This window comes from Haloarcula litorea, assembly GCF_029338195.1.
GTDB classification, from domain to species: Archaea; Halobacteriota; Halobacteria; order Halobacteriales; family Haloarculaceae; genus Haloarcula; species Haloarcula litorea.
The window spans coordinates 1,478,519-1,492,087 of record NZ_CP119779.1 but is presented as its reverse complement, the minus strand read 5'-3'; the positions used below and the strand labels follow the sequence as shown (position 1 = coordinate 1,492,087).

Sequence of the window (13,569 nt, the reverse complement as noted above, 5' to 3'; positions counted from 1 at the left end):
AGAGACGTGTTCGCGTGGGTACTACATACCACTTGCTCCGTTCGGCCCGCTTCGAGTGACTTATGCACGTCGCGGGCCAACCTGGGTGGGAATGAGTGACCCGGAACTGGACGTCGTCGAGTTCCTGCTGACGACCGTCGTCTACGGCGAGCGGCGGGACCTCGACCCCGACGACCTCCCCCCGGCCTACCGGGCCGCGTTCTGGAGCGACGGCGAGATCGAACGGCCCCTGTCGGCGACGACCACCACGGCGACCGACGCGACGGGCGTCGAACGACCCTGGAACGCCATCTCGGGGTTGATGTTCACCGACCGCGACGACTTCTCCGGGACCATCTCCTTCACGGACCGGGACATGGCCGAGGAGTGGTTCCTCGGCCGAGCCGACGCCGACCGCGTCGCCGACAATCCGGTGCTGGCGGCGGCCTACGGCGACGAGTTCGAGGGCGTCGACCACGAGCGCGCGCGGGCCGAGAACCGCCCCGCGCGGGCGGACCGCGCGTTCATCGACGCGATGCTGGAGGAGTCGTTCGACACCGACGACGAGGAGGAGGAGGAGATGCTCGACCTCGTCGACGTCCGCGCGCCGGCCGAGGTAGAGATGACGCTCGACGACCTCGTGTTGACCCCCGACCAGGAGGGGGAGATCCAGAAGATCGTCAAGGCCATCGAACACCGCGACTACCTCGCCCGGATCGGCCTGCGGGAGATCGGGAAGCTCCTGTTCGTCGGGCCGCCGGGCACCGGCAAGACCAGCGTCGCGCGGGCGCTGGCCCACGACCTGGACCTCCCGTTCGTCGAGGTGAAGCTGTCGATGATCACCAGCCAGTACCTCGGCGAGACGGCCAAGAACGTCGAGAAGGTGTTCGAGGTGGCCAAGCGGCTCTCGCCGTGTATCCTCTTCATGGACGAGTTCGACTTCGTCGCCAAGACCCGCTCGTCGGACGAACACGCCGCCATCAAGCGGGCGGTCAACACCCTGCTGAAGAGCATCGACGAGATCTCGCTCATCCAGGACGAGGTGTTGCTCATCGGCGCGACCAACCACCCCGACCAACTGGACGCCGCCGCCTGGCGGCGCTTCGACGAGATCGTCAACTTCCCCAAGCCCGACCACGACATGCGGGCCGACATCCTGCGGATCGTCACCCGGGAGATGGACATCGTCGACTTCGACCCGAGCACGCTCGCGGAGATGACGGAGGGCCTGACCGGCAGCGACCTCCGGCTGGTCCTCCGGGAGGCCGTCCTGGAGGCGCTGACCGAGGAGCGGACGACGCTCACCCAGCAGGACCTCGAGGACGCCATCCAGGACTTCGAGGAACGGGACAACCTCAAGAACATGGACATGATCGACGGTGACCACGACGCGCTGGTCGCCGGTGGCGGGGACTTCGGCGGCGACGGCGGGCACGACCACGACCACTGAGCGACCGCACGCTTATCTCCCCTCGGGTCGTCGCAGGTGTATGGCAGACGACGTGTTCACCGATCCCGAGGACCCCAGCGAGAGCTGGGTCGACGTGCGGATGACCGACCCCGAGGAGGGCGAGTGGGACATCGACGTGGTGGTCGCCGGCGGCCGGGTGGAGTTCGTCGACCTCCGCGTGCGGCCGTCGCTGCTCGCGGGGTTCATCGACTGCCTCGTCGACGACGTCGCCGACGAGCGCGCCCGCGAGATCCTCGCCGAGGCCGCGAGTCGCCAGGGGATCGACCCCGGAGAGCTCCCGGCCGACGCCGACCTTGACGACTGAAGGCGGCGTTCTCAACGCTGATGACCGGGGCGAGTGATTGATACCGGGCGACGACCTGGCTACGGGAGTGCCCCCCGAGGACCCGCTCTCGATCCTCTACGTTGACGACGACCCGGCGCTGTGTTCGGTCACGAAGGAGTACCTCGAACGGCCGACCAGCCGCCTCGACTGCACCGTCCTGACGGAGACCGACCCGGAGCGGGCCATCGACCGGGTCCGGTCGGACGACTGGACGGTCGACTGCGTGGTCAGCGACTACGACATGCCGGCGATGGACGGCATCGAACTGGTCGAGGCCGTCCGCGAGACCCGCCCCGAACTGCCGGTCCTGCTGTTCACCGGGACCGCGACCGACGACATCGCGCCGGCCATCGTCGAGGCCGGCGTCACCGACTACCTCGCGAAAGGGCGGGGCGTCGACGGCTACACGATGCTGCTCCGGCGCGTCGAGCACGCGGTCGACGGCGACGGGCAGTTCGACCCCGAGGCGGAGACGGAACTGGACGGGGTGGCCGTCGTCGGCCGCGACGAGCGGTTCGACGAGGTCGACGACCACTACGCCTCGCTGTACGACTACGACGCCGAGGAACTGACGGGCGAACACTGGACGGAACTCCACCCCGACGCCGAGGTCGAACACATCCGCACGCACGTCCTGCCGGTCGTCGAGTCCGGCGGGCAGTGGAGCGGCCGCAGCGAGGGCGAGCGTGCCGACGGATCGACGTTCACCGAGTCGAAGCTGGTGACCGCGCTGGACGACGGACGCCTGCTCATCGCCGTCTCGGAGTTCGAGTCCGCCGGCGACGGTGCGGACGGTACGGGCGACGACGGGACGCCCGCCGGTGGCCGGGACGAACCGGACCGCTCGGACGGCGACGACGCCTGACCGGCCGGTCGACGGGAAGCGAGGGGCTTACCCACCTCCGTCCCGCACCGTCGGGTGATGGAGGTCACGCTGCTGGGGACCGGCGACACGACGGGGACGCCGACGGTCGGCTGTGACTGTGCCACCTGCGAGCGCGCCCGCGACCCGGACGCGGAACTCCGCGAGCGGTTGCGCGAACGGGGCGTCGACCCCTCGGGCGGCGTCGAGCGCTCCCGGTTCTCGCTGTACCTGGAGAGTGCGGCCGGCGGGTCCCTGCTCGTCGACGCCAGCCCGGACTTCCGCCACCAGTTCCTCCGGGAGGGCGTCCCGCTGCCCGACGCCGCGGTCGTCACCCACGTCCACTTCGACCACCTCGACGGCCTGGGCAACGCCTACCGCCTGTTCGACGACCTGCCGGTGTCCGCCGCCGACGAGACCGACCCGGTCACCGGGGAGAGCGTCGCCGCGGGGATCCGGAGCCGGTACGACTACCTCGACACCGTCTCGGTCCACCCCCGGACGCCGTACGAGCCCTTCGAGGTCGCCGGCTTCGAGGTGACGCTCGTCCCCGTCGAACACCCGCCGCTGCTGTGTTACGGCCTCCGCGTCGAGGACGTCGAGACGGGAGCCGTCCTGGCCGTCTCCGGCGACACCGCCTACGAGATCCCCGAGCGCTCGACGGCGGCGCTGTCGGGGGCCGACCTCGCGCTGGTCGAGGGGATCGTCCACGCCGAGGCCTGCGAGCACCACCCGAAGGGCGGCACACACCACGACGACGAGGGGGTCCCGCGGACGTTCGGCACCAAGCACATGACCCTCTCCGGCGCGCGGGACTTCGCCGCCGGGATCGACGCCGACGACTACCGGATCGTCCACACCGCCCACTTCGTCCCGCCCGAGCGGGCCTTCGCCGACGACGTCGCCGTCGACGGCGAGCGGTTCTCGCTGTGACTCATACGTGTAGCGATGTCCCGGTCCGCGCCGACCCCGGGGTCGGCGCTATCCGGGCATAATCTACGACGATCCGTATCACGTCGCAAAACCGACGGTACACCTTTGTCGGATGGCCACACACGCTGTCCCCATGGACAGGCGCGGCCTCGCGGAGACCGGTGGGTCGGCGCTGGTCGCCGGCGCGCTCGCGGCAGTCGGCCTCCGGCTGTTCGTCGGCCGGGTCGACTGGCTCCTCGTCGTCGGGGTGGTCGCCGGCGTCACGATCGCCACGGCCGCGAACTACCGCGCGCGGACGGGCCACGCCGAGCGAGTGGCCGCGGAGGCACCCGGGACGGAGCGGGGGGGAGACCCGAGCGCCCGTGACGGCGGGCGCGACGCCGGGGACCAGCGGTCTCGCTGACCCGCCGGCTCAGCCGAAGCGGTCCAGCCCCGACTGCCGGCGCTGCCGCCCCGGCGGGTCGGGGTCCCAGGGCGTCCGCTCTGCCCGCAGGGCGTCGCCGTCGACAGCGGGCGGGTCCGCCGGGTCGTATCCCTCGCAGTCCGGGCCGCACTCGTCGCTGGCCCGGACCGGTCGACCCTTCCACGCGCAGCGTGGTAGGCCGTCGCCGTCCGGTTCGCACCGCTGGCAGGCCGGGTAGTCGAAGCTCCGCCACCCCTTGCCGTAGGCCCGCTCGGCGAGCCGGCGGCGCGCCCGGGCCTTGGTCTCGGCGTCGACGGTCCGGATCTCTGCCCGCGACGGCGACCGCTCCAGCAGCTCGACGCCCGCCTCGTCGGTCCCCAGCGGCGTCGGCTCCCGGACCACCTCGCGGTCGTCGGTCTCGGGGTCGAACCGCCAGACGCCGACCGCGTCGGGGATGCGGTTCAGGTGCGCCCGGGTGACGTAGTCGCTCGTCGCCAGCACGACCCGGTCGACCAGCCCCAGCGAGACGTCGGTCCGGAGTTGCCGCTGGAGGTCGCCCGGCCGGTCGAGGTCGGGCTTGTTCTCGACGGCGGTGATGCCCTCGACCCAGTCGGGGTAGCGGGCCGTCTGCCGGACGTAGGTCCGGCCGCCGCGGCGTTCGCGCTCGAAGAACCCGCGTTCGACGGCGGTCTCGACGGCCCGCTCGGCGCGGTCCGGGTGGCAGTCGAAGGCGTCCTTCCAGTACCGGGCCCGCCCCGGTCCCACGTCCGCCTCGACGGCCGCCGCGGGGATGCGCTCGGGGGTGATGGCGGCGCGGTCGGGGAAGGCGTCGCTGGGCTCGACGACGACGGTGTCGAGGACGCGTCGGCCGTGGACCGCGCCGCCGAGCTGTCGGCTGACGAGGCGGCCCTCGCGTTCGAGGTGGGCACACAGCGCCAGTTCGAAGCCGAACTCCCGCACGGGCGGACGGTGGTGGTGCAGGGAGAAAGGTCCGTCGTCGGTCAGCAGCCCCGCCGCTCGTGGTCGACCACCTGCAGGTCGCCGTCCAGCGTGACGCGGAGCTCCTCGTCGGCGACGGGGACCCGGACCCGGACCCGCCAGGGGTCGGTCGAGGCGACGGTGGTGTACTCGTCGTCGACACACCACGGGAGCGTCCAGTACGGGCGGGCGGCCAGGTCGACGCCGTGGTCGTCGTAGAAGGCGGCGACCGTCGAGTCGTCCAGCAGCGAGAGGCCGACGGGCGAACAGAGTCGGTGGCGACACCGCTGGCAGGTGAACTCCGCGCGGACGGCCACGTCCAGACAGCAGTCGCCCTCGCGCGTGATCTCGGTCGCCATCCGGCCGGCACACTCCGGGCAGACGCCGTCGGCGGCCAGGCAGTGGAGGTGCCGGACCCGCTCGGCGAACGCCTGCGCGATCTCCTCGGGGTCGCGGTCGACGAGCCCGCCGGGCGGGAACGGGTACTCGCCGTGGGCCGTCCCGCAGTCCCGGCAGTCGATGGCGAACTGCTCGTCCGCGTAGACGGCCGCCAGTTCGCCCCCGCAGCGGGTACAGGCCCCGGCCACCGGGATCGGGTCGACGTCGGGCCGGTGGGTGAACGTCCCGGCACGCAGCGCCCGGATCACCTGCGCGCCGGCCCGTCGGAGGCGGTAGCCGTCCGAGCCGTCGGCGACGAACTGGCCGGTGAGCTGCTGGAGGTGGTAGTTGAACTGGCCGCTGTCCGACAGGGGGACCTCGTCGAAGAGCGCGGAGAACGATACGGGCGTCTCGTCGACCCGCCAGAGCGCCTCGAGGATGTCCAGCCGCGTCTCGCTGGCGACGACGCCGAACGCCTCGGCCGGGTCGACCACGCCGCCGGACTGGTCGTCTGCACGCGCCATACGACTAGTGTCCGGTGCGGGGGCCAAAAGGGTTCGCAGAACTGCGTATCTGTGAGAGATGTGACCCTTACCGAGCGCGGTTTCAGGCCGTGAAAGAGCTGTCGGCGATTTATGTCCGAGGTGTCCGTAGCCGAGCGCGTATGGGGACGGTCACGGCAGGCGTCGAGGTGGACGAGGGGACGGAGTATCGAGTGCTGGTGGTGGACGACGAGCCGACGATGGGAGCGCTGGTCGCGGAGTACCTCGAACACGTCGACGGGCGTCTGGACGTGTCACACACCGCCGCGCCGACGACGGCGATCGAGCGGCTGGACGGGTCGTTCGACTGTGTGGTCACGGACTACGAGATGCCGATGCTGGACGGGCTGTCGCTCATAGAGCGGGCCGAGACCGACGCCGAGTTCGTGCTGTTCACGCAGGCCGGCGGGGAGGAGGTCGCCGGGGCCGCCCGGGAGGCCGGCGCGTCGTACATGCAGAAACGGACCGACACGGCCCAGTACGAGGAACTCGCCGCGCTGATCCGCGAACTGGCGGGCGGCTGAGGACGGCCCCAGAAGACATATTCGCGGCCCCGCCGAGACAGCCGACGATGCCCTCCGACCGCGAGTACTGCAGCGCCTGTGGTGCGCAGTTGCCGGCGCTGTCCGACGAGTGTCGCGAGTGTGGCCACGAGCCGACCCCGCACAAGCGCCCGTGGCTGGCGGTGGTGCTGTCGGTGTTGCTCACCGGTGCCGGCCAGCTGTACGTCGGCAAGGTCCGGCGCGGGCTGGCGTGGCTGGGCGGGGCCGTCGCGTTCGCCGCGGTCCTCGTCGTCGCCGTCCCGTCGCTGACGTTCCTGGCGTATCTGTTGCCCGTCGCCGCGGCCGCGGACGCCTACGTGATGGCGATGTACGTCAACGATCCCACGCACTGAGGCGGGTCGGGGCCGCCACACCGGCGGCCCGTTCGCGACCGCGACCCGGGGACGGCAGTCGTCCGAGCGGCCGCGACGCGGCGCAAACAGTAGGCTTATCAGTCCCACGGGGCGAATCTCCACCAAGATTACTCTCGAGATGACATCGAACAAACAACCGGAGGTGAACATCGGACTCGTCGGCCACGTCGACCACGGGAAGACGACGCTGGTGCAGGCCCTGTCCGGCGAGTGGACCGACCAGCACTCCGAGGAGATGAAGCGCGGGATCTCCATCCGGCTCGGCTACGCCGACGCCACGTTCCGTCGCTGTCCCGAGGAGGACGAACCGGACGCCTTCACCGTCGAAGAGCACTGCGAGGACCACGACGTCGACACCGACCACCTCCGTACGGTGTCGTTCGTCGACGCGCCCGGCCACGAGACGCTGATGGCGACGATGCTCTCGGGCGCGGCCATCATGGACGGCGCGGTGCTGGTGGTCTCGGCGACCGAGCCGGTGCCACAGGCCCAGACCGAGGAACACCTCTCGGCGCTGGACATCATCGGCATCGACAACATCGTCGTCGCACAGAACAAGGTCGACCTCGTCGACCAGGAGCGCGCCCGCGAGAACTACCGCCAGATCCAGGAGTTCGTCGAGGGCACCGTCGCCGAGGACGCCCCCATCGTCCCGATCAGCGCACAGCAGGAGGCCAACGTCGACCTGCTCATCGACGCCATCGAGCGCGAGATCCCCACCCCGGACCGGGACCCCGAGGCTGACGCCCGGATGATGGTCGCTCGCTCCTTCGACATCAACCGTCCCGGCACCACCTGGGAGGACCTGCTGGGCGGCGTCCTCGGCGGCTCGCTCGTCCAGGGACAGCTGGAGACCGACGACGAGGTCGAGCTGCGCCCCGGCCGCGAGGTCGAGGAGGGCGGCCAGACCGAGTGGCGGCCCGTCACCACGACGGTGCGGTCGCTCCAGGCCGGCGGCGACTTCGTCGACCAGGTGACGCCGGGCGGGCTGCTCGGCGTCGGCACCGGCCTCGACCCCTCGATCACGAAGGGCGACGCGCTCGCTGGACAGGTCGCCGGCCCGCCCGGCAGCCTCCCGCCGACCCACGAGCAGTTCACGATGGACGTGGACCTGCTGGAACGGATCGTCGGCGACGACGGCGGCGAGGTCGAGGAGATCTCGACGGGCGAGCCGCTGATGCTGACCATCGGCACCGCCACCACCGTCGGCTCGGTCACCAGCGCCCGCGACGGCGAGTGCGAGGTGGCGCTCAAGCGCCCGGTCTGTGCCGAGGACGGCGCGAAGATCGCCATCAACCGCCGGGTCGGCGCGCGCTGGCGGCTCATCGGCGTCGGCACGCTGCGTGGATGATCGTGCTGGACACGAACGCCCTGATGATGCCGGTCGAGTGCGACGTGCGGCTGTTCGAGGAACTGGACAGGCTGCTGTCGGTCGAGCGCGACTACGTCGCCCCCGCGGCCGTCCGCGACGAACTGGAGAAGTTGGCCGACGGCAGTGGCGTCGAGGCCACCGCCGCCTCGGTCGGCCGGGACCTGCTGGACCGGTGTTCGGTCCGGGCGACCGAGGCCGACTACGCCGACGACGCGGTGCTGGAACTGGCGACAGAGGCGGACGCGACACACGCCGTCACGAACGACAAGCCCCTGAAACGCCGCCTGCTCAACGCGGGCGTTCCGGTAATTAGTTTAAGGGGCCAGGACAAATTGGGTATCACTCAACCATAACATGTACAAACGGGTACGTCTCCGCGATACGGTCGAAGTGCCGCCACGCCACCTTGCGGACGTGAGTCCGGGGATGGTCAAGAAGCTCCTGCAGGACAAGCTCGAGGGCCGGATGGACGAGGACGTCGGCAGCGTCGTCTCCGTCATCGAGGTCCACGACATCGGCGACGGGGCGGTCCTGCCCAACGAGCCCGGCGTCTACTACGAGGCCGAGTTCGACGCGCTGACCTTCGACCCCCAGATGCAGGAGGTCGTCGACGGGGAGGTCGTCGAGGTCGTCAACTTCGGGGCCTTCGTCGGCATCGGGCCGGTCGACGGCCTGTTGCACGTCTCGCAGATCTCCGACGAGTACCTCGCCTACGACGAGGAGAACCAGCAGCTCGCCTCCCGGGAGTCCAACCGGACGCTGGGGACCGGCGACGCCGTCCGGGCCCGCATCGTCACCAAGAGCATCGACGAGCGCAACCCCCGGGACTCGAAGATCGGCCTGACGGCCAAGCAGGTCGGCCTGGGCAAGCACGGCTGGCTCCAGGAGGAACGGGAGAAGCGAGAGGCCAGCACGGCGGAAGCCGGTGAGAGCTGATGGCGGACCGACTCGTCTGTCGCGACTGTCACCGCGTGCAGGACGCCGAGGTCGAGAGCCAGTGTCAGGCCTGTGGGAGCACCTCGCTGACGGAGGACTGGGCGGGCTACGTCGTCATCGCCCACCCCGAGCAGTCAGACATCGCCAAGGAGATGGAAGTGACCGAACCGGGCCAGTACGCGCTGAAGGTCCGCTGACGACGTGAGCGTTCTCCTCGAACTCCCGGCGGCGCTGCGCGCGGAACTCAAGGAGCCGCTGGGGCCGATCTACACCGACGCCGACGCACTGCTGGCCGACGCCGGCGACCCGATCGTCGCCGTCGGCGACATCGTCACCTACCACCTGCTGGAGGCGGGCTACGTCCCGGCGCTGGCGCTGGTCGACGAGCGGACCAAGCGCTCGGCCGTCGACGAGGAGGTCACCGCCGCCATCGGGGGGTTCGAGCGCACGGTCTCGGTCGAGAACCCCGCGGGGACGCTCACTCGGGACCTGCTGGCCGCGATGCGCGAGGGACTGGCCGCCGGCGAGACGACGCTCGTCGACGTCGACGGCGAGGAGGACCTGGCGACGCTCCCGGCGGTGCTTGCGGTCCCCGAGGGCGCGAGCGTCGTCTACGGCCAGCCGGACGAGGGGATGGTGCTCGTGACCCCCGAGGGGACGGCCCGCGAGCGAGCGCGGTCGCTACTGGAACGGATGGACGGGGACACGGAAGCGGCGCTGTCGGAACTCCGGTAGCGGCCGTTCTCGGCCGGCTACTCCGGTCGGGGGACGCTGAGGTTCTGCATCTCACGCCCGCACCGCTCGCAGTCCACCGAGGAGAGTTCGCTACAGAGCCGGGTGCCACAGGACGGACATTCGAACAGTTGTTCGTCGTCGTCACACGGTGCTGGATCGGACCATCGAGGCATTCGTGGGAACGGCTAACACACGCGGCCGCATAAAGATTGTCGCCCGTCGAAATACGGTGGGCAACCGTCCAGAAAAACTGGACGAACGGTCACTCCAGCACGTGGACGTGTCTGACGAGCGAGCGGTGGACCCGGCGCTCGAAGCGGTCGGCCACCGACCAACCGGCCTCGCGGGCGGCGTCGGTCCACTCGCGGTCGGCGACGAGGACACAGCGCGGGGCGATCCGGCGGGCCTCCGCGAGCGCGCCGGCGACGAGGGGGCGGAGTTCCCCCTCGATGCGCGACTGGCGGCCGTAGGGCGCGTCGAAGACGACCGCGTCGGCCGCGTCGCCCGCGATCGGCAGACGGGCGGCGTCGGACCGGCAGACGTCCCACCGACCGGGTTCGGGGTAGGCGGCCCGGTCCGGGTGGCCGTCGCCGTCCAGTCCGGACGCGAGGTTCCGCCGGCTCCCCCGGACCATCTTCGCCTGTGCGTCGCCGCCGACGACGCGGGCACCGACGAGGCCGGCCTCCAACAGGAGTCCGCCGGTCCCACACATCGGGTCGACGACGGTCGCACCGGGGCGAGCGCCCGCGACGTTGACCAGCGCGCGGGCCTCCAGCGGGTCCATACTCCCGGGCTGGAAGAACGGCCGGTCGGTCGGCCGGCGGTCGCCGAAGTCCCGGACCGTCTCGACGGCCGCCCAGCCGAGCGCACAGCAGGCCTCGCCGCGACCCCCCTCCTCGTCGCCCGCGGGGTCGGCGAAGTAGGCGTACAGCGTGTGGTCGGGGTCGTCGAGGTCGACGGCGAACCCCCGGTCGGTGAGGACGCCGCCCAGCGCCCGCTCGGCTCGTTGGGTGTCGATCCGGGTGCTGGCCCGCACGTCGACCGCGCGGACCGCCACCGTCCCCGTCCGATCGACGGTCGCCGCGTCGAGTACCGTCCGGGCGCTCTCGATCGTCGGGTCGCCGGTCCCGACCAGCGCGCAGGCCCGCCGGGTGAACGCGAGGTGGCGCGCGCGCTCGGTCACGCCCCGGGCCGTCGCGAGTCCGGGCGCGAGCGGCGTCACGTCGCTGGCGGCGCTGGCGGCCTCGCGGCCCGCGAACGGGTCGTCCTGTCCGGCCAGTTCGAGGACGTACACGCCCCGAGCGTGCGGCCGAGCGGGTATGAGGGTGCCGGTCGACGGCCGGATTTCCGCCCCGATTTAGGGGGCTTCGGTCACCGAGATGACGTTTCCCCTGACCGACCTGTCACCGAACGCCATCAACCTTTATAAACCTTAAATACGTGATTTAAGTCGAGATATGGTTGACCCCAAGGAGACCATCAACATCGAAAACGTCGTCGCCTCGACTGGTATCGGACAGGAGCTCGACCTCCAGAGCGTGGCGATGGACCTCGAGGGTGCCGACTACGACCCCGAACAGTTCCCCGGCCTCGTCTACCGCACCCAGGACCCCAAGTCCGCGGCGCTGATCTTCCGTTCGGGCAAGATCGTCTGTACGGGCGCGAAGTCCACCGACGACGTCCACCAGAGCCTGCGCATCGTCTTCGACAAGCTCCGCGACCTCAACATCCAGGTGGACGACGACCCCGAGATCGTCGTCCAGAACATCGTCACGAGCGCGGACCTGGGCCGCAACCTCAACCTCAACGCCATCGCCATCGGCCTGGGCCTGGAGAACATCGAGTACGAGCCCGAGCAGTTCCCCGGGCTGGTCTACCGCCTCGACGAACCCGACGTGGTGGCCCTGCTGTTCGGCTCCGGGAAGCTCGTCATCACCGGCGGCAAGAAGCCCGAGGACGCCGAGGAGGCCGTCGACAAGATCGTCTCCCGGCTCGAGGAGCTGGGCCTGCTGGACTGAGCCCCGTTCGACCGGTAACGCAACGCCCAAGCGCCGTCGGCCGCTACGGCCGCTATGCTCCAGGCCGCGTCGCCGAGTCTGACGGGCGGGGGGCTCCTCGCCGTCGCCGTCACGCTGTTAGTCGCGTGGCTCTTCTACGCCGTCACGCTCCACCTCGCGGCGACGTTTTTCATCGGTGACACGCCCAGCCAGCTGGCCGCGAAGGCGGCGCTGGTCCCGGCCGTCGTCTCCATTCTGCTCCAGCGCTGGGGGACCACCGGCGTCGGCCCCGTCAGCCCCAGCCTCGGGGTCGCCGTCCTCCTCCTGGTGACGCTCGTCGCCGACGGTATCGCCATCAGCTACACGTACCGTCTCTCGACGCGCTCGACCGCCCCACTGGTGCTGTTGCACTTCGCGTTCGCATCGGTGCTGGGAATAGCTCTGTTCAACATCTTCGGACCAACATGAAGGCCAACGACCGCGCCATCGTCTCCTTCACCGGTGTCGCACACGCGCTCGTCCACACGTACGAACTGTCCATCCCGATCTTCGTCACCGTCTGGCTCACCGAGTTCCCGGTGACGACGGCGCTGTTGGGGACCGTCACCGCCGTCGGCTTCGCGCTGTTCGGCGCGGGGGCGCTCCCGGGCGGGATGCTGGCCGACCGCTACGGGGCGAACCGGGTCGTCACCGCCTGTCTGGTCGGGATGGGGGCGTCCTTCCTGCTTCTGAGCGTCGCGCCCGGCATCCCCACGCTCACGCTCGCACTGGCGCTGTGGGGCCTCTGGGCCAGCGTCTACCACCCCGCCGGACTCGCGCTCATCTCGACCGGCGTCGAGGAGCGGGGCACCGGCTTCGCCTACCACGGGATGGCCGGCAACGCCGGCATCGCCGGCGGGCCGCTCGTGACCGCCCTGCTCCTGCTGGCGTTCGACTGGCGCGTGGTCGCGGCCCTGCTCGTCCTCCCGGCGGCCGCCGCCGTCGCCTACGCCCTCTCCGTGGAGTTCGACGAGACCGCCGCCGTCAGCACGGACGGGGGCGAGGTCGACGAGTCGGGACCGCCGAGCTCCGTCCGGGAGTTCCTCGCCGACAGCCGCGGGCTGTTCACGACCGGCTTCACCGTCGCGATGCTGGTCGTGATGATGAACGGGCTGTTCTACCGCGGGGCGACCACCTTCCTCCCGGAAGTGCTCGGCGGCTTCCTCCCCCCGGTCTCCGAGTACGTCCGACTGTTCGCCGCCGACAGCCGGCTGGCCCAGGAGTTCGACGTGGCCTACTACCTCTACGTCGGTCTGCTCGCGGTCGGGATCGGCGGCCAGTACGTCGGCGGGAAGCTCACCGACCGCATCCGGACGCCCGTGGGACTGACGGCGGTGTTCGGCGGCCTCGCAGCCATCTCGGTGCTGTTCGTCCCCGCCGCCGAGGCCGGGGTCGGCCCGCTACTGGCCGCCAGCGCGGTGCTCGGCTTCCTCCTGTTCACCCTCCAGCCCATCTATCAGGCGACCATCGCCGAGTACAGCCCGCCCGGCGACCGGGGGCTCTCCTACGGGTACACCTACCTGACGAACTTCGGCGTCGGGGCCGCCGGGGCCGCCGTCTCGGGGATCCTGCTCTCGGCGGCGGGGCCCGACGGTGCCTTCCTCGGCCTCGCCGTCTTCCCCCTGCTCGGCGTCGGCTTCGCGGTGGCGCTGTGGCGGCTGGACGAGTAGGGCGAGTGGTCGACGACCGCGACGGCCCGGACG

Annotated in this window: 19 protein-coding genes; 15 read left to right on the top strand and 4 right to left on the bottom strand. The window is 70.7% G+C overall.

What is annotated here, in order from left to right; all coding sequences use genetic code 11:
- The first annotated feature begins 91 nt into the window (after nt 1-91).
- The 5 genes from P0592_RS07920 to P0592_RS07900 all read left to right on the top strand — a co-directional run bounded on the left by P0592_RS07920 (nt 92) and on the right by P0592_RS07900 (nt 3,973).
- Nucleotides 92-1,429: an ATP-binding protein gene (locus tag P0592_RS07920; protein WP_276273732.1), complete on the top strand. Its 1,338-nt coding sequence runs from the start codon at nt 92-94 to the stop codon at nt 1,427-1,429.
- A 40-nt stretch (nt 1,430-1,469) separates the two neighbouring features.
- Nucleotides 1,470-1,754, top strand: coding sequence for a hypothetical protein (locus P0592_RS07915; protein ID WP_276273731.1), 285 nt, complete (start codon nt 1,470-1,472; stop codon nt 1,752-1,754).
- A gap of 67 nt (nt 1,755-1,821) precedes the next feature.
- Nucleotides 1,822-2,640, top strand: a complete 819-nt coding sequence (locus P0592_RS07910; protein WP_276273730.1) for a response regulator — start codon at nt 1,822-1,824, stop codon at nt 2,638-2,640.
- Between the two features lie 57 nt (nt 2,641-2,697).
- Nucleotides 2,698-3,570, top strand: a complete 873-nt coding sequence (locus tag P0592_RS07905; protein WP_276273729.1) for an MBL fold metallo-hydrolase — start codon at nt 2,698-2,700, stop codon at nt 3,568-3,570.
- A 133-nt stretch (nt 3,571-3,703) separates the two neighbouring features.
- Nucleotides 3,704-3,973: a hypothetical protein gene (locus P0592_RS07900; RefSeq protein WP_276273728.1), complete on the top strand. Its 270-nt coding sequence runs from the start codon at nt 3,704-3,706 to the stop codon at nt 3,971-3,973.
- 9 nt (nt 3,974-3,982) lie between these two features.
- On the opposite strand, the gene P0592_RS07895 is transcribed toward P0592_RS07900, so the two are convergent.
- Together P0592_RS07895 and P0592_RS07890 are read right to left on the bottom strand one after the other, a co-directional pair.
- Nucleotides 3,983-4,933, bottom strand: a complete 951-nt coding sequence (locus tag P0592_RS07895) for a DUF5787 family protein (RefSeq protein WP_276273727.1) — start codon at nt 4,931-4,933, stop codon at nt 3,983-3,985.
- Between the two features lie 41 nt (nt 4,934-4,974).
- The gene (locus P0592_RS07890; RefSeq protein WP_276273726.1) at nt 4,975-5,853 is read right to left on the bottom strand and encodes a DUF7351 domain-containing protein; all 879 of its coding nucleotides are present in this window, start codon (nt 5,851-5,853) and stop codon (nt 4,975-4,977) included.
- A 140-nt stretch (nt 5,854-5,993) separates the two neighbouring features.
- Between P0592_RS07890 and P0592_RS07885 the strand changes: the two genes are divergently transcribed.
- From P0592_RS07885 to P0592_RS07855, 7 genes are all read left to right on the top strand, one after another.
- On the top strand, nt 5,994-6,395 hold the full coding sequence (locus P0592_RS07885; protein ID WP_276273725.1) for a response regulator: 402 nt from the start codon (nt 5,994-5,996) through the stop codon (nt 6,393-6,395).
- A gap of 47 nt (nt 6,396-6,442) precedes the next feature.
- Nucleotides 6,443-6,766, top strand: coding sequence for a hypothetical protein (locus tag P0592_RS07880; protein WP_276273724.1), 324 nt, complete (start codon nt 6,443-6,445; stop codon nt 6,764-6,766).
- Between the two features lie 139 nt (nt 6,767-6,905).
- A complete protein-coding gene (locus tag P0592_RS07875; RefSeq protein ID WP_276273723.1) occupies nt 6,906-8,138 on the top strand; it encodes a translation initiation factor IF-2 subunit gamma in 1,233 nt (410 codons plus the stop codon).
- Nucleotides 8,135-8,512: a twitching motility protein PilT gene (locus tag P0592_RS07870; RefSeq protein ID WP_276273722.1), complete on the top strand. Its 378-nt coding sequence runs from the start codon at nt 8,135-8,137 to the stop codon at nt 8,510-8,512. The genes P0592_RS07875 and P0592_RS07870 overlap by 4 nt, the downstream gene beginning before the upstream one ends.
- A 1-nt stretch (nt 8,513) precedes the next feature.
- The gene (locus tag P0592_RS07865; RefSeq protein WP_276273721.1) at nt 8,514-9,095 is read left to right on the top strand and encodes a DNA-directed RNA polymerase; all 582 of its coding nucleotides are present in this window, start codon (nt 8,514-8,516) and stop codon (nt 9,093-9,095) included.
- Nucleotides 9,095-9,292: a transcription elongation factor subunit Spt4 gene (spt4, locus tag P0592_RS07860; protein ID WP_276273720.1), complete on the top strand. Its 198-nt coding sequence runs from the start codon at nt 9,095-9,097 to the stop codon at nt 9,290-9,292. Before P0592_RS07865 ends, spt4 begins: the two co-directional genes overlap by 1 nt.
- A gap of 4 nt (nt 9,293-9,296) precedes the next feature.
- Nucleotides 9,297-9,830 carry a GTP-dependent dephospho-CoA kinase family protein gene (locus tag P0592_RS07855; protein WP_276273719.1) on the top strand — a complete coding sequence of 178 codons (534 nt, stop codon included), beginning with the start codon at nt 9,297-9,299 and terminating at the stop codon, nt 9,828-9,830.
- Between the two features lie 17 nt (nt 9,831-9,847).
- On the opposite strand, the gene P0592_RS07850 is transcribed toward P0592_RS07855, so the two are convergent.
- Together P0592_RS07850 and P0592_RS07845 are read right to left on the bottom strand one after the other, a co-directional pair.
- A complete protein-coding gene (locus P0592_RS07850; RefSeq protein WP_276273718.1) occupies nt 9,848-10,003 on the bottom strand; it encodes a rubrerythrin-like domain-containing protein in 156 nt (51 codons plus the stop codon).
- Between the two features lie 89 nt (nt 10,004-10,092).
- Nucleotides 10,093-11,124, bottom strand: coding sequence for a TIGR01177 family methyltransferase (locus tag P0592_RS07845; protein WP_276273717.1), 1,032 nt, complete (start codon nt 11,122-11,124; stop codon nt 10,093-10,095).
- A 163-nt stretch (nt 11,125-11,287) separates the two neighbouring features.
- Between P0592_RS07845 and P0592_RS07840 the strand changes: the two genes are divergently transcribed.
- From P0592_RS07840 to P0592_RS07830, 3 genes are read left to right on the top strand one after another with little or no spacing between them, the layout of a single operon-like run.
- Nucleotides 11,288-11,848 (top strand): TATA-box-binding protein, encoded by a 561-nt coding sequence (locus P0592_RS07840; protein WP_166967082.1) that lies wholly within the window; start codon nt 11,288-11,290, stop codon nt 11,846-11,848.
- A gap of 54 nt (nt 11,849-11,902) precedes the next feature.
- Complete coding sequence (locus P0592_RS07835; RefSeq protein WP_276273716.1) at nt 11,903-12,295, top strand: DUF7473 family protein; 393 nt, start codon at nt 11,903-11,905, stop codon at nt 12,293-12,295.
- The gene (locus P0592_RS07830; protein ID WP_276273715.1) at nt 12,292-13,536 is read left to right on the top strand and encodes an MFS transporter; all 1,245 of its coding nucleotides are present in this window, start codon (nt 12,292-12,294) and stop codon (nt 13,534-13,536) included. Before P0592_RS07835 ends, P0592_RS07830 begins: the two co-directional genes overlap by 4 nt.
- Nucleotides 13,537-13,569: the final 33 nt, after the last annotated feature.